General features: G+C 42.9%; 16 protein-coding genes and 1 other RNA gene. 13 read left to right on the forward strand and 4 right to left on the reverse strand.

Annotation, left to right across the window (positions count from 1 at the left end; genetic code table 11):
- Positions 1-60 precede the first annotated feature (60 nt).
- The 3 genes from trpC to JMY05_RS04110 all read right to left on the reverse strand — a co-directional run bounded on the left by trpC (position 61) and on the right by JMY05_RS04110 (position 2,877).
- Positions 61-939 carry an indole-3-glycerol phosphate synthase TrpC gene (gene trpC, locus JMY05_RS04100; RefSeq protein WP_201614229.1) on the reverse strand — a complete coding sequence of 293 codons (879 nt, stop codon included), beginning with the start codon at positions 937-939 and terminating at the stop codon, positions 61-63.
- Positions 940-1,009: 70 nt separating this feature from the next.
- Complete coding sequence (gene trpD, locus JMY05_RS04105) at positions 1,010-2,131, reverse strand: anthranilate phosphoribosyltransferase (RefSeq protein WP_045447371.1); 1,122 nt, start codon at positions 2,129-2,131, stop codon at positions 1,010-1,012.
- 122 nt (positions 2,132-2,253) lie between these two features.
- Complete coding sequence (locus JMY05_RS04110) at positions 2,254-2,877, reverse strand: anthranilate synthase component II (RefSeq protein ID WP_045447374.1); 624 nt, start codon at positions 2,875-2,877, stop codon at positions 2,254-2,256.
- Between the two features lie 705 nt (positions 2,878-3,582).
- On the opposite strand from JMY05_RS04110, the gene glnA reads away from it, so the two are divergent.
- Both glnA and JMY05_RS04120 read left to right on the forward strand, forming a co-directional pair.
- Complete coding sequence (glnA, locus tag JMY05_RS04115) at positions 3,583-4,992, forward strand: type I glutamate--ammonia ligase (protein ID WP_055124883.1); 1,410 nt, start codon at positions 3,583-3,585, stop codon at positions 4,990-4,992.
- 193 nt (positions 4,993-5,185) lie between these two features.
- The gene (locus JMY05_RS04120; protein WP_045447377.1) at positions 5,186-5,983 is read left to right on the forward strand and encodes a hypothetical protein; all 798 of its coding nucleotides are present in this window, start codon (positions 5,186-5,188) and stop codon (positions 5,981-5,983) included.
- 160 nt (positions 5,984-6,143) lie between these two features.
- Here the strand turns inward: JMY05_RS04120 and JMY05_RS04125 are convergent, their stop codons facing one another.
- The gene (locus JMY05_RS04125) at positions 6,144-6,797 is read right to left on the reverse strand and encodes an SIMPL domain-containing protein (RefSeq protein ID WP_406947502.1); all 654 of its coding nucleotides are present in this window, start codon (positions 6,795-6,797) and stop codon (positions 6,144-6,146) included.
- Positions 6,798-7,125: 328 nt separating this feature from the next.
- Here JMY05_RS04125 and ffs point away from each other — a divergent pair.
- The 11 genes from ffs to JMY05_RS04180 all read left to right on the forward strand — a co-directional run bounded on the left by ffs (position 7,126) and on the right by JMY05_RS04180 (position 21,884).
- Positions 7,126-7,222: signal recognition particle sRNA small type (gene ffs, locus JMY05_RS04130), an RNA gene on the forward strand.
- A 196-nt stretch (positions 7,223-7,418) separates the two neighbouring features.
- Entirely contained in the window at positions 7,419-8,015 is a 597-nt protein-coding gene (locus JMY05_RS04135) for a LemA family protein (protein ID WP_083475715.1), read from the forward strand.
- Between the two features lie 58 nt (positions 8,016-8,073).
- The gene (locus JMY05_RS04140; RefSeq protein ID WP_201614231.1) at positions 8,074-11,139 is read left to right on the forward strand and encodes a M48 family metalloprotease; all 3,066 of its coding nucleotides are present in this window, start codon (positions 8,074-8,076) and stop codon (positions 11,137-11,139) included.
- A 135-nt stretch (positions 11,140-11,274) separates the two neighbouring features.
- The gene (locus tag JMY05_RS04145) at positions 11,275-12,177 is read left to right on the forward strand and encodes a hypothetical protein (protein WP_045447395.1); all 903 of its coding nucleotides are present in this window, start codon (positions 11,275-11,277) and stop codon (positions 12,175-12,177) included.
- A gap of 107 nt (positions 12,178-12,284) precedes the next feature.
- Positions 12,285-13,394 carry a 3-phosphoserine/phosphohydroxythreonine transaminase gene (gene serC / locus JMY05_RS04150; RefSeq protein ID WP_045447398.1) on the forward strand — a complete coding sequence of 370 codons (1,110 nt, stop codon included), beginning with the start codon at positions 12,285-12,287 and terminating at the stop codon, positions 13,392-13,394.
- 291 nt (positions 13,395-13,685) lie between these two features.
- Positions 13,686-15,518 carry an extracellular solute-binding protein gene (locus tag JMY05_RS04155; protein ID WP_201615339.1) on the forward strand — a complete coding sequence of 611 codons (1,833 nt, stop codon included), beginning with the start codon at positions 13,686-13,688 and terminating at the stop codon, positions 15,516-15,518.
- Between the two features lie 105 nt (positions 15,519-15,623).
- Complete coding sequence (gene gloB / locus JMY05_RS04160) at positions 15,624-16,403, forward strand: hydroxyacylglutathione hydrolase (protein ID WP_201614232.1); 780 nt, start codon at positions 15,624-15,626, stop codon at positions 16,401-16,403.
- Between the two features lie 120 nt (positions 16,404-16,523).
- A complete protein-coding gene (locus JMY05_RS04165; RefSeq protein WP_201614233.1) occupies positions 16,524-17,591 on the forward strand; it encodes a microcin C ABC transporter permease YejB in 1,068 nt (355 codons plus the stop codon).
- A 50-nt stretch (positions 17,592-17,641) separates the two neighbouring features.
- Positions 17,642-18,673: an ABC transporter permease gene (locus JMY05_RS04170; RefSeq protein ID WP_201615340.1), complete on the forward strand. Its 1,032-nt coding sequence runs from the start codon at positions 17,642-17,644 to the stop codon at positions 18,671-18,673.
- Positions 18,674-18,680: 7 nt separating this feature from the next.
- A complete protein-coding gene (locus tag JMY05_RS04175) occupies positions 18,681-20,357 on the forward strand; it encodes an ABC transporter ATP-binding protein (RefSeq protein ID WP_227678206.1) in 1,677 nt (558 codons plus the stop codon).
- 222 nt (positions 20,358-20,579) lie between these two features.
- Complete coding sequence (locus tag JMY05_RS04180) at positions 20,580-21,884, forward strand: iron-containing alcohol dehydrogenase (protein WP_201614235.1); 1,305 nt, start codon at positions 20,580-20,582, stop codon at positions 21,882-21,884.
- The last annotated feature ends 62 nt before the right edge of the window (positions 21,885-21,946 follow it).

Below are 21,946 nucleotides of genomic sequence, written 5' to 3' on the forward strand. Positions count from 1 at the left end.
ACGTATCGTTGGTTGATGAATGATGGATTGATTTAAACTGTTCAGTAGATTTAAGCCACTTTACCTGTCTGCTGCGACGCCCGCAAGTAAGGATTGTAACGCTTGTCCAGGATGGTCAGTCTTCATGAACTGCTCACCGATTAAAAAGTGCTGAGTATCGTGCTTCAACATCAAACGAATATCAGCGCTATTATGAATGCCACTTTCGGTGACGATAAGCGGTTTAAGCGTGCTATCCACATCAGCCGCCAGTGCGTCGATTAAAATATTTTTTAGATCCAGCGTAGTTTGCAAGTTGACATCGAAAGTATTCAAATCACGATTATTAATGCCGTAAATATTATGTGCTGAGCGCGGTAGCTGTAGCGCACGTTCAAGTTCGGCTTTAGTATGGACTTCTATCAATACATCCATACCCAATTCGATACTTAGCGCATGCAGCTCTTGTACTTGGGTGTCGTCAAGGCAGGCCATAATGAGTAAAATACAGTCAGCTCCCATCAGATAAGATTGATAGATCTGGTACACATCTATCATAAAATCTTTACGCAGTATCGGTAGGCTTACCGCATTAGCTGCTTGAATAAGATAGCTATCATCACCTTGAAAATAATCGCGATCAGTCAATACAGACAGACAGCTGGCGCCCGCTTGCTCGTATTGCTTGGCAAATAGGGCTGGCGCGAAGTTGTGATTGATAACGCCCTTAGAAGGAGAGGCTTTTTTAATCTCAGCGATGATACCAATACCATGCTCTTTAGTGCTAGCCGCTCGTAGCGCCGCCGCAAAGCCACGACGTGGTTTGTTATCCGCCGCGACTTGCGCTTGTAAATCTTCAAGAGATAATACCTCGCGTGCGTCATTTACTTCTTCCACTTTAGTGGCGACAATGCGTTGCAATACGGAAGGAATATCTGTCTTGGTTTCTGTATGAGTCATGCTGGTATCCGAATATCGTTGAATGTAAATAGACAAAATAGCTAGAGTGCACAGTAATGGTGCTTAGCCGTTAAGCAGGAGTCACTAGTTGCTGCGTGTATGTGGCGAGAGACTCAAGCTTGAGTAGAGCATCACCATTCTGAATGACTGTTTGTGCCCGGCTCACACCATTAGCATAGTTGCTGGCAAGTCCTGCGGTATATATGGCCGCGCCTGCATTTAGTGCAATCATATCACGTGCTTTAAGTACAGCACGTTCTTGAGAGTTTTCTCCTGATAGAGCCGCGCGAATAAGCTCAAGACTTTGCGCTGGAGAATCTACATCGAGACCGATAAGGGTTTGTGACTCAATACCTGCATCTTCTGGCATCATCTCATAAACAGATATCTCACCGTCTTTTAATTCAGCGACAGTGGTTGAGGTAGCGAGACTGATTTCATCCAAACCGTCTTTTGCGCCCACAACCATGACATGACGTGCGCCTAAGTTTTTCATGACTTTAGCGATAGGCTCGCACAGTTGAGCCGTAAAGACACCGATTACCAAATTGGGTGTGCCAGCAGGGTTGGTTAATGGTCCTAAAATATTAAAGATGGTGCGCGCTTTGAGCTCGCGGCGTACTGGATTGGCATAACGCATCGCACTGTGATGATTGGGCGCAAACAAAAAGCCGATACCTTGGTTTTCGATACATTCTTTAGATTGCTCAGGGGTAAGCGCCAGACTGATACCTGCTTGCTCAAGCAAATCTGAGCTACCAGAGTTGGTAGAGACACCGCGGTTACCATGTTTTGCCACTTGAGCACCAGCGGCGGCAGCAACCAATGCTGATGCAGTAGAAACGTTGAATAAATTGGCACCATCACCGCCAGTTCCGACGATATCGACTAAGTAATCACAGCCCCGTGGTTCGATATTGGCTGCTAACGCACGCATCGCACTGGCAGAGGCAGTAATCTCATCGATGGACTCACCTTTCATACGCAGACCAGTCAAAATAGCACCCATCATGGCGTCGCTACATCTGCCTTGCATGATAATCAGCATCACCTGATACATCTCATCAAAGGTTAAATCAATGTGCTGAAAAATTCGCCCCAAAGCCGTCGTCAGTAGCGTATGTGTCTCTTCATCAGACAGTTGAGCAATGTTAGCTGGGGTAGGGCTTTCATTTGTTTTTGTTGTACTCATTATGATCTCTCTTAATATTTAATATTTAATATTTTTATACATTAATTTTAAATTATCAATAGAATAGGTTTTATTTTAATTTTGTTATTAACGGCTTTTTTAGAACATGCTTTAATAAACTGTTAGCCGACTTGTGGTAGTTCATCTGAGGTTAGGACTGACAAATGATGCGTTTGCAAAAAACTGTTGAGCAGCTGATAACCTGCTTCGCTTAAGATAGACTCAGGATGGAATTGTACCCCTTCTACCGCAAACGCTTTATGACGGATACCCATGATTTCTTCAATACTGCCATCACTGTTTTGTGTCCATGCGGTCAGCTCAAGACAGTCGGGCAGGCTGGTTTTATCAATGACAAGCGAATGATAGCGCGTGACTTGTACGGGATTAGGTAAGCCTTCAAAGACACCTTGGTCAGTATGATAAACGGCGGATAAGCGGCCATGCATGACTTCACCAGCCTTGACCACTTGTCCACCAAATGCTTGTCCAATTGCCTGATGTCCTAGGCAAATACCTAGTATCGGTATCACGCCCTGAAAAGTCTTGATAGCTTCTAGAGAGATACCAGCCTGATCAGGATCGCAGGGACCGGGGCCAATGACGATCGCATCTGGCGCAAGGGTTCTAATGTTTTCAATAGTGGTTTGATCGTTACGCCAGACGGTGATGTCCTGCTGTAATTCACCGAAGTACTGTACAATATTGTATGTAAAGCTATCGTAATTATCGATCATCAGAATCATTAGCGTTCTACTTATTGAGTTCTACTTATGGAGATGGTTATATAACGCCGTTATCTTACCACTATTTTGCAGTCTATCAAATGTAGGGTGTAGGCGACCCAAATAAGTGGTGAATAACAATACATTTTGCTTGTTGGATGACATTCGTTAAAGTCTCGAACGCACTAAAAAAGTACATAATTTTTATTTATACATTCAATATGCACTAATTTAGTGCATAAGTTAGTTATTAATGACTCTGGATAAATAATTTGTATGACACCATTGACGATAAATCTACGGCTGCAATAGTTTCAAAGGTATTATAAGTTACTGTAATTATTATTAATAACTATCCTTTTATCCTCTATATTTTCATCGTTATAAAAAACTGGCATAGCCTTTGCATTATTACTGTTATGATTATCTTTGGTGATAAATTGGTTCAATAATTATTATTAACGAGTGCCTGAAGAGTTCAGCATAATGAGTGATATGTTGTTAGAATAATATCGAACCAAAACACTGGCGAGTCTTACTAAGCGCATAACTCAGATGGCTATCTTGACTAATAATATTGACAGTGCTGAGAATAAGCATAATATTAAACAGGATATTTAGCGCTAAACGCAGCGCTGACTGTTATCAAACCAGAGATTTTTAACCAACAGATTGTACCTATAATTTCAAATCGCAATAACCTAATCAACACAACGGAGACTATTTATGTCGAACAAACTACTAGATCTTATCCAATCCTCTAATGCTAAATGGGTTGATTTTCGCTTCACTGATACACGTGGTAAAGAGCAACATATCAGCTTTCCAGCGCATAGCGTTGACGAAGAAGTGATGGAAGATGGCAAGATGTTTGATGGCTCATCTATTGCTGGTTGGAAAGGTATCGAAGCGTCAGATATGATCTTGCGTCCTGATCCAGAGACGGCTTTTCTTGACCCGTTCTTTGATTCACTTACCGTAGTTGTTACTTGCGATATCATCGAGCCATCAACGCTACAAGGTTATGATCGTGACCCACGTTCTATTGCACGCCGCGCCGAAGAGTACTTGAAGTCAACAGGCATTGGCGATACTGCTTATTTTGGTCCTGAGCCTGAGTTTTTTATATTTGATGATGTGAAATGGTCAATTGATATGTCTGGCGTTAGCCACAAGATCACAGCCGAAGAAGCGGCATGGTCGACTAATAATGACTATGAGTGGGGCAACATGGGACATCGTCCACGTGTTAAAGGCGCTTACTTCCCAGTACCACCAATCGATAGCTCGCAAGACATGCGCTCTGTTATGTGTGAGCGTTTAGAAGAAATAATCGGTGAAGGCTGTGTCGAAGTTCATCACCATGAAGTTGCGCCTTGCCAGTCAGAAATTGGTGTCGCTTTCAATACGTTAGTCAAAAAAGCCGATGAAGTACAACAGTTAAAGTATGTTGTACATAATGTTGCGCATCAGTTTGGTAAAACGGCTACCTTTATGCCAAAACCAATCGTTGGTGACAACGGTTCAGGCATGCACGTGCATATGTCAATCTCCAAAGATGGTGTCAATACTTTCTCAGGTGATGAATACGCTGGTTTGTCTGAATCTGCACTGTATTTCATCGGTGGTATCATCAAGCATGCGCGTGCGTTGAATGCGATTACCAACCCATCGACTAATAGCTATAAGCGCCTAGTACCGCATTATGAAGCGCCTATCAAACTTGCGTACTCAGCGTCTAACCGCTCAGCATCTATCCGTATTCCACATGTTAGCAGCCCAAAAGCGGTGCGTGTTGAAGCACGTTTCCCTGATCCAGCGGCCAACCCATACTTAACATTTGCAGCGTTACTAATGGCAGGTCTTGATGGTATTCAAAATAAAATACATCCAGGTGAGGCGGCTGACAAAAACTTGTATGACTTACCACCAGAAGAAGAAGCACTCATCCCAACCGTTGCGGAGAGCTTAGAAGTTGCATTACAAGCCTTGCGTGATGATCATGAGTTCTTATTAAAAGGTGATGTATTCACTGAAGACATGCTAGAGGCGTTCATCGCTTTGAAAGAAGAAGAAGTGCAACGTGTCAATGTAACCGTGCATCCAGTTGAGTTTGACTTATACTACAGCTGCTAATTTATAGCTAAAACACTCAGTTATTTTGAGTGATAAAAACCAGCTAAGTTATTCTTAGCTGGTTTTTTTTACGTCTCAATAATAATTTGCTAAATCAACGGATCTGTCCTCTTTGAAATTATTACTGATTTAACACCCAAAGTATCGCATAATAGATATTCATAATATTAGGTACTCATTAGGTTGACTGACTATGACTTCATTATCAAAACCGGTTTTTTCAAACAGTAAGTTAGGGTTAGCACTGATTGCTGCTACGATGATTAGTATGGCAACTCTCTACGCCCCTTTGGCAAATGCTGCGCCTATTTATAAAGTTATTGACGAAAAAACAGGTCAAGTCACCTTTACCGATCGCCCGCAAAATTATGAGCCGAAAGCAGGTAAACAAATCAGCCAAACGGGTGTCACGACGAAAGAAAGTCGCGTCAGCTCAAGTAACAGTGATAACGCGAGTAGTACGCCTCCTTCTAGTAATGTTAATACGACTACGCAAAATACGGCTGCTAAAAATAGCCCTGTCGCCAAACCAGTTGTCAATTACCAGCTTGCTATTACTGAACCAAGCGCAGAACGTGCATATCGTCGCCCAGCCCAAAGCATTGATATCAATGTGCAAGTGAAGCCGGAGTTACAAGCAGGTGATAGTGTCAGTATCTATTTGGATGGTAATGAAGTCGCGCAAGCTCTCAGCGCATCGATTGCAACGGTAGATGTTTTACCAGGATCGCATAAGATAAAAGCCGTGTTGAAAAATGAGAAAGGTCAAACACTCAAACAAGTAGAGCGTACGGTTTATGTGATTCAAAACAATACAACATTGCAAAATAATAAGAAAATCGCGCAACAGCTTTTAGCTTATCAGAATCTACCTTGGTATCAAAAAGTGCTGTTAAAAATGCGTCAAGAGGGCAAACAACCGAATATGCAATCATTTACTAAGCCTATAGTGGATAAACCCATGACGCTTGAGCAACCAGTGACAAATTGACTTGTAGTTAATGTGTCAATCATGGATAAGTATAAGAACCCATACAAAGTAGAGTAACTTTATAAGTTAATTTCTTCTGTATAAACATAAAGGCAAGCGCTGATTGCAGCGCTTGCCTTTATGTTTATAAGGATATTTATTAATTCTATGTATTTACAGCTTATTTAGTCAATTCAATCGTACCATTAGCAGTCACTGAGATAGTGCTATTGCCAGATTCAAAATTTTGGCTAGGTACTGATTCGTCTGCTGCGCCTGCTTTCATACTCATAGCACTATACATCGGACGTGGGTAGTTGCTACCTGTATTTAGATTCACATTGACCACACGATAGCCACGAGCATCCCAAGCGCGTGTTAGGTTTTTAGCTTGTTGCTGAAAAGCACGAGACGCATTGGTCATCAGCTTTTGCTCAAGCGCATCCTTTTTGGTATCTGAGACACCAAAGTTCAGATTGTCCATCACCAACGTTTCTTGTAGGTCAGCGATGAGTTGGCTGGTGGCTGCAAAGTCGGTACTTTTTAAATCGATGTTTGCTTGTCCTGTCCAGCCAATGATTTTGTCATTTTTATCATAGCGAGGGTAGGTGCGCTGTTGTCCGGTGCTCACGGTGACCGTTGGATAGCGCTTAGCAATTTTCATGGCATTATTAATTGAGGTGTTGAGCGTTGTCGCTAGAGTTTTAGAATCCGTTGCCTGCGCTTTTTTATATAAGCTGGCTCGTACTTCATCATTCTGGATTTCTTCTTTTACTTCTGTCTGAAAAGTAAGCTGATCGTAGCCTGTTGGTTCTGCATGTGCGCTACCCATCATGGCTGTGAGTAGAAATGCAGTACCAGTCGTTAGAGCGGCTTTATTAAGTAAAGTGGTTTTCACAATGATCTCCTGAGTGAGTTATATCAATAGTATTTAGGTGAGCCATACAATAGGTAAGACTCGCCTTTATATGAGAAGCTGTCCATTTTAGTTATTAGTTGATACCGAGTATGCTCAGCTTCCTCAACTAAAATAGCAAAATTTAACAGGCTTGCTGTGAGAATTTTGTCACCTAAGTTACAGGGCGTTTTGAGGTTATAGAAAGAGTTTTACGATAGGGGTTGTAATATTTAAAAATTCTTGTATAATTTGCAACTGGTGGCTCCATTGGTAGCCTCGCAACATTGTTCTATGAACCCCGCCAGGACCGGAAGGTAGCAACGGTAATAGTCACAGTGTGTGCCGAGGATTTGCTTTTGGAGTCGCTTTTTTTTGCCTAAAATTTGATGCTTGTTTTGATATTTAATCAGAAATGCTCGTTTGATCTATTAAGCCCTTCATTGTAAAGGGCTTTTTTTCGACCTTTTTTTGTCCGATTTTGACCTTTGATTGATTAAGATAGGTTAAAATACAATGTATTAACTTTTATTAACATTCTGGACACTTTAGGGTTTTCTTATGAAGATGTTTGTTTGGTTGTTCATTGCCTTCGTGCTGCTAGTGATTGTGTTTGGCGTATCTATATTTAATAAGTTGGTACGCGCTCGCAACCAAGCGAAAAATGGTTTTGCCCAAATAGATGTGCAACTGAAGCGCCGTCATGATTTGATTCCAAATTTGGTTGAAACCGCTAAACGCTATCTGACGCATGAAGAAGAGACGCTGACCCGTGTGATTAGTGCACGTAATCATGCCCAGAGCTTGCAAGACTCCAATACACATCAGCCAGACTCGCTTGAGCATATGGCGCTATTTGCCAAAGCTGAGAGTATGCTGTCTAAAGCGTTAGGGCAGTTTTCAGCGGTTGTGGAAGCTTACCCTGAGCTAAAGGCGGACAGCATGATTAAAGAGTTGATGGATGAGCTGACCAATACTGAGAACCGTATTGGCTTCGCCCGTCAGCACTATAATGACAGCGTGATGTTCTATAACAATGACCGCGAGGTATTTCCCAACAATCTTATTAGTACGACTTTTGGCTTTCGCCCGTTAAGCCCGCTAGTTTTTGAAGACAGAAAGGTGATCGCTCAAGCACCTGTCGTCAATATGGGCTGATATTGAATTATATTCATATGTTCAGATGCGTTTAGCTATTTTTAAGTCAGGCATATAGATGGATTTTTTTGGTGAACAACGCACCCGTACCCAGCGAAGTCTGTTGCTCTATGGGCTATTTTTTCTCATTGTCTTTGCCCATCTGGCAGTAGCGCTGGGTATCATGGCGCTGCTGCTAACGATATTTACTGGTGGCATTTATCATTGGGTGTTGATACTGGTTGCTATCTGGACAATCGGTAGCTTTGTGATCGGTAGTTTTTTAGAGTACAGACGTTTAGAAGCGGGCGGTCGCGCTATTGCTCAGCGTGTGGGCGGGGTTCGGCTGTTTATCGACCACAGCCAAGATGCGTGGGAGCATAGTCAAGGGATTGCCCATCAGCATGAGCCTATACCAAAGGTTCGTTTCAGCGCCCACCATATCGCAGTACGTAATGAGCGAGATTTTCCGCCTGTCTACCGTCGTTATTATGAGATTGCCCAGCAGCTAGCCATTGCTTCGGGTGTACGTATGCCAATTCTCTATATACTGCCTGATGAGCAAGGTATTAACGGCTTCGTTGCTGGTCGTCATAGTCAAGATATGGTGTTGGTCGTCACTCAAGGCGCGCTTGATAAGCTGTCCGATGAGGGGCTGTATGGGCTGATAGGGCATGAATATGGTCATATCTTGCATGGTGATGCGACGTTTAATTTGCAACTGATGGTGGTGCTGGCAGGCTTGCAATTACTCTATGACTGGAGTGATTCTATTAATAATTTTGGCGCTGGTAATCAACGCAGTCATCAGAATAGCCATCACAATTATTTTGATGATGCGGTCAATCGACGCAATCTCTTGTCACAAAGAGTCGTCGATAGCCATGCGCGTAGCACTGAAGCTCAAACCGCCAATTTTACCACCCATAGTGAATGGGTAAGCTATTGGCAAAGTCAATCACAAAGCCAGCAGTCGTCAGCTAAGAGCAAGTCACGATGGCTACAAAATAATAATAAGTTCGATAGTCAAGCACCGCGCAATATTTGGACGTTGTTAATACATGGATTGAGTTTTTCGAGTATGGCCAGTGCGCAACTGATTAAACACAGCTTTAATCGCCAGCGTGAATTGCTTGCCGATGCCACCAGCGTGCAGCTGACACGCTCGCCGGCTATTATGGAAACCTTACAAGCCATTCATCAAGATTCGCTTGGTTCGCGCTTAACCAGTATCGCCGATATTAATGGTCTTAGTCATTTCTTCTTTGCCAGTAGTGGTGCTGATTTGGGTGACGTCTCTTGGTTTGCCACCCATCCGAGCTTGGCTGAGCGAATGAGTGCCATTAATGCCAACGCTTATCATGATTTTGCGGTACAAGTGGCTAAAGAAAAGCGCATAAATCAACAGAAAATAAAAGAGATATATGAGCAGCGGCGATTAGGGGATTGGGGCGTCATAAAAGCAAATAGCCTAAGCAAAAATAAACAAGAAAAAAATAGCCAATCATCAATATTTGAAACTCAATCAGCGTTAAATAACAATGAAAACGATAACGATAAAAGCCTTACTAATAACAGCAATGATGTTATAGACAAAAAAATTACTGCTTTTCCTGCAAATGAAATAAAGAATGAGTTGGACGAAGATAAGGGGCTAGAGTTTGTTATCGAGAAAGATGTCGTTGTTGCAGGACGTTTACAAGTTCAAGCGCAAAATACCGGTATTCATCAGTTGCTCAAGCCATGGCAAGCAAAACCTGATAGCGATTTGCCATCGGATACATTGATTGGTATCGACGATAGACAAAAAGTTTCACTGCCGCAGTATATACTCAATCACAGTTATCACCCGCTCGGGGCGCAAGCTTTGATTGAAGCAGTTATGTTGTGCCATCAAGGTCGTATATTAGCAACGACTGAGAGTTATGACTTGAGTGATATCTGGCTTGGAATTGCTAACGATAAAGCGTCTGCTGCTGAAATCAATAATAACGCTAGCGCTAATATTAGCAGCCACCCCCAATTTTTAGCGCATACGATAGATCATAAATTATTAGCGGCAGTGGCACATCTTGATAGGCGTTTAGACAACGCATTGATTGCATTGGCAATCAAGCAACTGAGTCAGCATGACCTGTCAGAAACTGCTATCAATGAATCACGCTTCAGATATGAAACGAGTCATAGCAATCAAGAACATCAACATTATGTGCAGCAAAAAAAGTGTCGTACAATGCTGATGCGCTATCAACAGGGTATCATTGAGCTATTTGAACACTACCTCACGGCGGATTTAAGCCAAAATATCGCCGATAATATAGATAATGATGATTCTATTGATAAGCCTCAATTATTATCAAATCCTTTAGAAAATACCAACTCTCGGTTGCCATCGATTTTATCATTATGGCAAGCGCTACAGTTGCAGCAACTATTACCGATATTGTCTACTGTATTGAACGAGATACACGTGCATGCTCAGCCTCAGCTATTATGGTTATGGCAGCAAGCATTGCAAGCGGGTAGAGATGATATTTATGACCAGCTTGACCCTTCAGAACAGGTATTTGATGGTCTCGATGTTGCAGCGAGAACCATGCTTGTTTTATTGGCTTATCGCCTATCAAAAGATGTCAAGGGTCAGGTCGTATCAGCACTAGATAACTCAGTACACGTTTCAGCACCTATTTTAGCACTCGGCTATAATAATGACAGTGTTGCTCACTATATCGTGGATTTGCGGCGTCATGCACGTTTGATTGATATTGACTTAGCCGCTGTTAGTGACGCAAATTTGCAATGGCTACTATTGACTGTGCAAAATATAAATAGTGTCCAAATATTGGCAGTGATAGAAGCGGTGCCTATTTTTATAGCGCCTGCCAGTCAATCATCTAGTTCTAAAGCCAAAGGTGATGATAATTATAGACAGAGGCAACAGGGCGGCGATCAAATAGATTATAATGCTCATAGACAAGACGTCAACGCAGGCAATGACAGTCATTCTTATGCTTATCATACTTACCGGCAATGGCTGAGCACATTGCATACGGTGATGTTACACGATACGATAGTCAGTCAAGATGAATATGATTGCTTGTCCATGTTAGCCAATCATTGGTTAGGCGTTCGGCAGCTTTTTTGAGCAATTTAGTTGATGGTACTTAAGTAATTGTTTTGCTGGCAAGAAACGATATGTTCTTGACCTTTTCTTAATAGCATTTCTTTTGATAGTAAAAGCCTGTAAATTCATTTTAGATAAGTAGGATAGTAAATAAGCATGAGTGATATCCAAGAGCCGCTAATTGTATTGCAGCAGCGCATGCAGCAGCGCCAGATTTTAGCGATGATGGGTATCACTCAGTGGGTGCAGCCGAGCTCTGAAACCATGAATATCGCAGATATTTCTGCGCCTACTCTGCCTGATCCGGCTACCACTAACTCGACTATCGTTAATACCAGCACGACCTATATTTCTGCTGCTGCGACCACTGAACAGCCAAGTGTTAAGTATCCCAATGGTGATGATATAAGCGTTGGGATGTCGCATTCAGCATCTGCTGATTCGCTATCAGGTATAGTGGATGATGAGTCTGCTAATCACTATTATGATGCTAATAAGATAGGTTTAAACCATTCTGACCAGCAAAGCCCTGTTACTTATAGTTTTGACTCGACTGCTCCTAATGCCCTTAATATATCTAAGCCAGCCGTTACCTCCCTTGTAGATACTGTTGTACAGCAAACTTCTATTGTTGATATAAATGACGCTTCGAGCTTTGAAGATGGCGGTTTTAAAGAAGAGGAAAGCTTTAAAAAGGTAGCACCCTTTGATTTACAAGGTGGTCGCTATGGCGATTGGGTGATTTTGGTGGACATCCAAGCACTTAATCATGACAGCCAAAAACTGTGGCAAAATATCACCCAAGCGTTATCCATCAGTTGTGAGACGACATCGTTCCCTATCTGTGAAGGTATGGATACGGCTGAGCTTGCCAATGCCAGTCTTGCTGGATACGTCTTTAAAATCGGCCGTAGCGAAGAGATAAAAATTGCCGCATTGACAGTGTTGCCTGACGGTCTTGAACATCCTAGCGTGACTACTGTGCCCACACTCGATGAGATGCTTGCTGATAGTAGCCTTAAACGTCAGCTTTGGGAGCAGTTATCGAGTCACAGTTAAAGGCTTACCACTTACTATGATAGAGATTAAAAAATAACGATAAAATTCACCTTCAACATTCAACCTTTAATAACCACGATGACTTCATCATATTTAGGATATTGATTATGACCACTAAAGCCGCTCCTAACCGCGTACCCAATTTTTCAGCGGGACCTGCCACCATACCGACGGCCGTATTATCACGCGCTCAAGAAGAGTTGCTTGATTGGCAGGGACGCGGCATGTCGGTTATGGAAGTGAGTCACCGTAGTAAAGAATACATCGCCATTACCGAAAAAGCCGAAGCCAAATTGCGCTCGCTAATGGACATTCCAGATAACTATAAAGTTCTATTTTTACAAGGTGGCGCTAGCTTACAGTTTTCAGCGATCCCATTAAACTTGCTAAATGGTGGGCGCGCAGACTATCTAACGACGGGTGCATGGTCTGGTAAAGCGGTCAAAGAAGCACAGCGCTATGAAAAGCTTGGTCTTGGTGAAGTGAATCAGGTCGCAACGGGTAAAGACAGTAGCTTTACTGACGTACCAGCCCAAAGCGAATGGAACCTGAGCGAAGATGCCGCCTATTTCCATTACTGCGCTAACGAAACCATTCATGGTTTGCAAATATTTGAGCCGCCACAAGTCGATGCACCAATTGTCGTCGATATGTCTTCTTGTATTTTGTCACAGCCCATTGATGTCTCTAAATTTGGCATGATTTACGCAGGTGCGCAAAAAAATATCGGGCCAGCAGGTCTGATTATCGTGATTATCCGTGAAGACCTATTGGGTCAAGCGAGTGAATGGTGCCCACTGCTGATGAACTATGAGCACCAAGCTGAAAAAGAATCCATGTCAAACACACCAGCGACGTATTCTTGGTATTTAGCAGGGCTGGTGTTTGATTGGTTAGAGGAGCAGGGCGGCGTTGCTGCTATTGGCAAAATCAACCAACAAAAAGCTGATTTACTCTATAAAACGATTGATGATAGCAGCTTTTATAGCAATCCAGTTGATCCCAAATATCGCTCTATCATGAATGTGCCTTTTACCTTAGCCGACAGCAGCCTTGATAAAGTATTCTTAGAAGAGTCGGAAGCGGCAGGCTTGATGAATCTAAAAGGTCACCGCGATGTGGGCGGTATGCGTGCCAGCATTTACAATGCAGTGTCATTAGATTGGGTGCAGCAGTTGGTTGACTTTATGATTGCGTTTGAGAAAAAACACGCATAAATTAGCATGGATTTTAAAACAAAAGACGCAGCTTATAAAAGTTGCGTCTTTTGTTATACGCGTTAGTATTCTTTTAAGATAAATGATGCATCATGTAGCAACTCTAACGCTGCAAATCATTAGGTTAAAAAACCTAAGTTTGTTATGATAAAATTCTGCAGCACTTACGATACGTCAGATACGACATATTTTTTTAGATTTTATTTCATAAGCGGTCATTAGCCTTTAGTCACTGGTTAAATGTTCAATATATTCATTCGGTCTGGCAAAGGGGTTTGTTATAACTTTATGATGCTAAAAAATACCATGCTAAAGGCCGTCTTGCTTGCCATTACTATTAGCTGGATACCAGCCAGTATTGCGGTGCCAATCACCATTACTGCGCTTGGTCATAATAGTACCACTGAGTATATCGATGTGCCCTTTATGCCTTATGCCAACCCAAAGGCGCCCAAAGGTGGTACGCTTTCACTGGATGCACGCGGCACCTTTAATGCGGCCAATAAATGGATGACCACAGGTGTGGCGATGGTTGGCACCGATTATCTATATGACACCTTGATGACTGGCTCATTAAATGAAGCTTTTACCATGTATCCGCAGCTGGCGAGCAAGGTCACTTATGACCCTGATGATACCAGTTGGATTATTTATCATGTTGATACTGCTGCCCGTTTTTGGGATGGCACGTCGGTCACTAGTAGTGACGTCAAAGCGACTTATGATGCGCTGTTAAATAAAGGTCCGATGTATATTCGCAGCTATTTGGGTGATATTAAAGACATTCAAATTATTAATAAGCAGCAAGTGAAGTTTATCTTTGCCTCTAATGATAATAAAGAAATCTTGCTAACTGTCGGACAGTTTCCTATTTTTGCTAAGTCCTCTATCGATACGTACTTTGAGAAAATAACGTTGACACCGCTCATGGGCAGTGGTCCTTATAAACTCGGCCGCGTCGATGCAGGGCGCTCGGTCAGCTATGTACGTGATCCCAATTATTGGGGTCGTGATTTGATGGTCAATCGCGGTCGTTATAACTTCGATATGATTAAGTTTGTTTATTATCAAAGCGATGAGATTGCCTTTGAAGGTTTTAAGTCTGGTCAATATCGTTTTCGCCCTGAGAATAAAGCGTCGAACTGGGCAACGGGTTATAACTTCCCTGCAGTCAAGGCAGGTCTTATCAATAAAGAAACCATAAGCAGCGAAAACCCAGTACCAATGCAAGGTCTGGTCATGAATATGCGACGTCCCATCTTTCAAGATATTCGTGTCCGTCAAGCATTGAGCAAGGCTTATGACTTTGAGTGGATGAATAAGACATTGTTTCATGGGCAGTATGAACGCTTGCAAAGTTTCTTTCATGGCTCCGAGCTTGCTGCAACAGGGATGCCATCTGCTGAAGAGATGCAGGTGCTTACGCCTTTATTACCCAAGCTTGAACCGCTGCAACGTCAAACCGTATTAATGGAGTGGCAATTGCCGACCAGTGACGGTAGCGGCTTTAACCGTAAAGGACTGTTAGAAGCGCGGCAGCTGTTGCTAGATGCAGGGTTTTATTATAACGATATGAAACTATATCAGCCCAATGGACAACTTGCTCAGATTGAGATATTGATGACAGGCGATACCATGGGTCGGGTGTTGCTGCCATATATTCGAAATCTAAAGCGCTTGGGCTTTGATGCCACGTTACGTCAAGTTGACGGACCACAATATTATGAGCGGGTACGCCGTTTTGACTACGACATGATAGTTGATAAATTTGCTCAGAGTTTATCCCCTGGTGCGGAACAAGTTGGTTTTTGGGGTAGCTCAGCGGCCGACCAAGCGGGCAATAGAAATACTATCGGCATCAAAAACCCAGAGATTGACGCGGTGATAGAGCAGCTTGGTAATGCTAAAACTCGCGACGATACTATATTATATACTCAGGTGCTCGATCGCCTACTACGTGCTGGTCATTATTTAGTGCCTTTATACGGTAAATCAGCGACCAATGTCGCCTATTGGGATCAATATCGTCATACTGAAAATCTGCCCTCTAATGCCATCGGTATTGACTACTGGTGGACGGACAAAGAAGCAGAAGCACGTGTTAATCAGTACTTGAAGCAATAATTTAGAACAATAAAGGAAATAACGCTGCATCTTAAAATTTTATTTGGTTCAAAAAAAACCATAAAAGACATCAGCAATAAAGATAACTACTGGTAAGGATTTAATATGACTATTCGCATTCACCCAATCAAAGCGTTCAATGATAATTATATTTGGACATTGATTAATGAAAATAATAAACAGGCGATCGTTATTGATCCTGGTCAAGCTGAGCCTGTCATGAGTTATTTGGAAGAAAATAAATTAGAGCTGACGTCTATCTGGACGACTCATCATCATCATGACCATATCGGCGGTGTCGCAGAACTGCAAGAGTCTTATCCGATGACGCATCTGGTTGCGCATACTGAGCATAATGTCGATGAAGATCAAACCATCAAAGATGGTAGTACCGTCAGTGCGTGGGGCTGTGCAGCACAAGTATGGGATGTGTCCGGTCATACTGCTAGCCACGTGGCTTATGTTTTGGATATTGACGGGCTTAAGCACTGCTTTTGTGGCGATACTTTATTTAGTGCTGGATGCGGACGGGTATTTACGGGGACGATTGAGCAATTACACAACAGCTTTAAGCGTTTAAATGGTTTACCAGCTGACACGCTACTATATCCTGCGCATGAATATACTGCCAGTAATCTGCGCTTTGGACTATCTATTGAACCTAATAATGAAGCAATGCAGCAAGCACTGATTCAAGCAGAAGAAAAAACCACCCAAGGTATTCCGACGTTGCCAGTCACTCTAGAACATGAACGTGCAGTCAATGTGTTTTTACGGACGCAAGAGCCGAGTGTGATAGCAGGGGTGAAGTCTAAAGCAACTATCGATGATGATAAATCTTTGGCTATATTTGCTGGATTACGTGAGCTTAAAAATAGCTTCTAGTTTCTAACTTTTAAAGCTTAAGCCATAAGTTCTAATCAATGCTTTAACAAATAATAAGTCGATAAGTGGTCGCTCCTCATTTTCTCTGTTGTTATGTTTTTATCTTAGGAAGCCGTCGTTATGGGTCGTTATATCTTGAAAAGGTTACTGCTGATATTACCGACGCTTTTTTTGATATTGTTGGCGAATTTTGTCATTGTACAAGCAGCGCCTGGTGGTCCTGTCGAGCAGCAGCTGGCGCTTATCGAGCAAGGGGCAAAAGACAATGCGCTTGGCGGTAATATTGGCGCGGGTAGTGCGGGAAATAACAGTACCTATCAAGGTACGCGTGGCTTATCTGAGGAAATGGTTGCAGCGATTAATGCCCAATACGGCTTTGATAAATCGGCACCTGAGCGCTTTTGGCTCATGTTAAAGAATTACGCTCAGCTAGATTTTGGCGAGTCTTTTTTTAAAGGACAGTCGGTAACGGATTTGATTATCGAGAAATTACCCGTTTCTATCTCGCTTGGACTCTGGAGCACGCTGCTGATTTATATGATAGCGATTCCATTAGGTATCTATAAAGCCATGCATCATGGCTCGGGGATTGATAAAGCCACTGCCATGCTGCTTGCTATCGGGCATGCAATACCTGTTTTCGTATTTGCCGTTATATTACTGGTGTTTTTTGCAGGTGGTAGCTACTGGAATATCTTTCCACTGCAAGGCTTGACCTCTGAGAACTTCGATCAATTAAGCACGCTGGGCAAAATCAAAGATTACTTTTGGCATTTGGCGCTACCACTGCTAGCAAGTACGGTTGGTGGTTTCGCTGGCTTGACTTATTTGACCAAGTTTAGCTTTTTGGAAGAGCTCGGCAAGCAATATGTGCTTACTGCTCGTGCTAAAGGTTTGGCTGAGCGTCAAGTGCTATACGGACATGTGTTTCGTAATGCCATGCTGATTATTATTGCAGGTATTCCAGCGGCTATCGTTGGCATTTTCTTTGCCGGAAACTTCTTAATCGAGATTATTTTTAAACTTGATGGTTTGGGACTGTTAGGTTTCGAAGCCATTCAGCAGCGTGATTATCCGGTGATATTTGGCACGTTGTTTATTTTTACCTTGGTCGGACTGTTATTACAGTTAATCAGTGATTTGAGTTACCACTTAATTGATCCTCGTATTGATTTTGAGGGGCGCTAATGTCAAGTTGTCCATTACCTTCAACGCCTTCATCTGCATCTCCTATCTCTATGCCAAAAAAACGTCGCCTAAATCCTATCTGGCAGGCGCGACTTAATCGCTTTCGCCGTAATCGTCTAGGCGTCGTATCATTATTCATTTTTGCACTGATATTCGTCATTTGTATGGCAGCCAATGTGATTGCCAATGACAAGCCGCTACTGGTGCAGTATCAAAGCGATTATTACTTTCCTGTCCTAAAAGCTTATCCTGAAACGACTTTTGGTGGGGTGTTTGAGACCGAGACCAATTATAAAGACCCTGCGGTACAGACGCTGATTGATGAGCAGGGTTTTTACATTATGCCGCCGATTCCATTTGCCGATCAGACACCAAACGTTGAGCTGGGTATTCCATATCCAGCAGCGCCCAATAGCCAGAACTGGCTTGGTACTGATGACTTGGGTCGCGACGTGTTGGCACGGATACTTTATGGCATGCGCGTGTCATTATTGTTCGGTTTAGCATTAACACTTGCTGGGGCAGTGATTGGTGTTATCGTCGGTGCGATACAAGGCTATTACGGTGGTTGGATAGATTTGGCAGGGCAGCGCTTCATGGAAGTATGGGGCGGTATGCCGCAGCTGTTTATGATTATTATTTTGGTCAGTTTATTCAGCCCCAGTATCTTCATGCTATTTGCAATGATGTTATTATTTGGTTGGATGGGACTGGTTGGTTTGATACGGGCAGAGTTTTTGCGCGCGCGTAACTTTGATTATGTGCGCGCTGCCCGTAATCTTGGGGTATCGGACAGTCAAATCATGCTAAGGCATATCTTGCCCAATGCCCTAGCGTCAAGTTTGTCACAGCTACCATTTATATTGACAGCTAATATTATCGCTTTAACAGCATTAGACTTTTTAGGTTATGGCTTGCCGCCTGGTTCACCATCGCTTGGTGAGCTTATGGTACAAGGGAAAAATAATCTCGATGCACCATGGCTTGCGCTATCAGGATTTTTTAGCTTAACATTCATTTTATCACTGCTAATATTCGTTGGCGAAGCGCTGCGTGATGCGTTTGATCCGAGGCGTTCTTAAGATGACCATGATTGATACGCAAACTGACAGCCTAAACGGAAATTATAGCAATACACAGCAAAAGCTAATGTTGAGTGTCGATAAGCTTAGTATTCTTACCAATAACGGCGTAACGTTAGTCGATAAACTCTCTTATGAGCTGCGGCAAGGACAAACTCTTGCTATCGTAGGTGAATCAGGCTCTGGCAAATCTATTGCAAGTCTCGCGCTATTAGGCTTATTGCCAGACAGTTTGACCGTTAGCGGTGAGGTGAAGCTGGCAGGGTCAGCAGGTTTGACTGTGCTACCTATAGCCAATGCCAATGTTAGTGTTAAGGCACGTAACGCTGCGCTGCGCTCTATTCGCGGACAGCGCATCGGCATGGTGTTTCAAGAGCCGATGACAGCGCTCAATCCACTACATACGGTCGGCAAACAAATTGCTGAATCACTACGTCTAGTTGGTGTGCCCAAGAAACAATGGCAAAGCCAAACAATCGATTTACTAAATGATGTCAATATTACCAATCCGATTGATAAGCTGAACCGCTATCCGCATGAGCTATCAGGCGGTCAACGTCAACGGGTCATGATTGCCATGGCATTGGCACAGCAGCCTGATATTTTAATCGCTGATGAGCCGACCACCGCGCTTGATGTGACTCTGCAACATGAGATTCTCGCTCTATTAGATGATCTTAAGCGTCAGCATAATATGGCGATGGTGCTTATTAGCCATGACCTCAATCTGGTCAGGCGCTACAGTGATGAAGTAATTGTCATGCGCCAAGGTAAAAGGATTGAGCAAGGGCAAACCATAAGTGTGTTCAATCAGCCTAAAGCCGAATATACCCGCTCGTTAATCAAACAAGACTTTGGCCAAGCACTGAACTTCTCTAATGATGATCAAAATCATCCACCAACCGTATTGCAAGTCAGCAATTTACAAGTACAGTTTCCCATTGAAAAAAGTCTGTTTGGTGGTACTAAGCGCTGGTTTGATGCGGTAAAAGATGTTGATATGACGCTACAGAAAGGTTGGGCGTTAGGCATTGTAGGTGAGTCAGGCTCTGGAAAAACCACGACAGCGCTTGCGTTAAGTCAATTACTTAGCAATCAAGCACGTGTGGGTGGCGAGATAATGGTTAATGGACAAGATATTTCAGTATTGTCCAAGGGTGAGCTACGTCAGTTTCGCTCGCAAATTCAAATGGTATTTCAAGACCCATTTGCCAGTATCAATCCACGTATGACAGTGATGCAAATCATTGAAGAAGGATTGCTCGTACAAGGCGTTGATAAGGCAGCACGGCAGCAGGCAGTGATGGATAGCCTTGCTACCGTGCATCTGCCAGCTGAGTTTGCGCATCGCTATCCGCATGAGTTGTCAGGTGGTCAGCGTCAACGGGTAGCACTTGCGCGCGCTCTTATTATGCAGCCGAGTCTATTGATATTAGATGAGCCGACGTCCGCGCTTGATAGTACCACGCAGGTGACCGTCGTTAATTTACTACGTGAAATTCAACAGAAACTACAAATCAGCTATGTGTTTATTAGTCATGACTTAAAAGTGGTGCGCGCCTTATGTCAGCATATTATGGTGCTTAAAGATGGCATGTGTATTGAGTCTGGACGTACTGAAGATGTTTTTAATAGCCCACAGCATCCCTATGCGCAGCAGTTGCTGCAGGCGAGTATGATTTAGCTTAGCCAAAAAGAGTTAAGCAGATAGAGCCAAATAAGCAGAACATGGCAGTTCATACTAATTGCGATATCCTAAAAATAGCAGTGATACAATAAGTTAAACAGACGTTGACTTTAGTTAGAGGCTTAAATTTGTTTAATTTTTAGTTAAAGAGCAGTTTAAATTGCTGCTTTAAAGGATTGTCATCGCTATTATTACCATCATTAAAAAGGATTTTTACTTATGAAAAAACAAAATAGTATTGTTAAATTAGTAAATAACAAGTTAGTAAATACCAATGGATTGCAGAATGTCGGTTATTTAGCCGTTGCTAAAACACGCGCTAAAGTCTTAAAAGCGTTCGCTTATGTTGTTCCAATTAGAAGACCAATGCTATTTGTCGGTGAGACCTCTTGTGAAGAGCTATGTGATATGGCCATCAACGAAGGCAGCACCAATGTATTTATCGTCACTGATGCCGTGCTTAATAAGCTAGGCATTCCAGCCAAAGTGACTGATTATCTAGATAGCAAAAATATCAGCTATACCGTTTATGACGGCATTACCCCAGACCCTACTTTTAAAGTCGTCGAAGAGGGACTGCGCAAATCTATCGATGCTAAGTGCGATTCGATTATTGCCATCGGCGGCGGCTCTGTGATTGATGCGGCTAAGATGATTGCGATGTCACAAGGCAATAGCTGCAAGCCGCAACAGCTTATCGGCATTCTTAAAGCCAGAAAGCCTTCTATGCCGCTCTATTGTATTCCTACCACGGCTGGAACAGGTTCAGAAGCAACCCTTGGTGCAGTAGTATCAGACGATAAAACGCATCAAAAAGCGCTGTCTATTGACCCAAGAATGGTGCCATTAGCAGCGGCTATTGACCCTGTTATTATGAAAGGCATGCCTGCTCATATCACAGCGGATACGGGTATCGATGTTTTAACGCACGCGCTTGAAGCTTGGATGAGTGCTAATGCGAGCGTAGAGACCGATTATTATGCGGCTTCTGCGGTCAAATCTGTGATGCAAAACCTACCGCTGGTTTATAAAGACGGCGGCAATCTTAAAGCCAGAGAAGCAATGGGTATTGCCGCTCATTACGGCGGTATTGCCTTTAATAAAGCGGGTCTTGGTTACGTTCATGCTATCGCTCATCAGCTAGGGGCGTATTACAGTATTCCTCACGGTCGTGCCAATGCCATCGTGCTGCCGTATGTGCTTGATGTCAATCATCAAGGAAGTAAAAAAAGACTGGCAGAGTTGGCTAGAAAAACAGGTATGGTAAAATCAGGACAAGCTGGCAAGAGTGATGCTGAGATTGCCGACCACCTCATCGCGCAAGTACGCGAACTGATTGCCGCCTTGAATATCGATCCAACGGTGAAAGGCATGCAAAGCAGTGATTTTGATAAAATTGCCAAAGCAGCAGCAAAAGAAGTCAGTGATACTTATGCCGTACCGACTTATCTATCAGCGTCTGAAATCAAGGCTATTTTAACCAAGATTCAGCAAGCCAGTGATGAGTATACTGCTGGAAAATGAAAAAGTAACTAAGCTACATAAGCTACATAAGCAGCCTAAGATATATTGATGTAATATAAAAG

It is taken from the genome of Psychrobacter sp. JCM 18902 (assembly GCF_904846615.1).
Taxonomy (GTDB): Bacteria; Pseudomonadota; Gammaproteobacteria; order Pseudomonadales; family Moraxellaceae; genus Psychrobacter.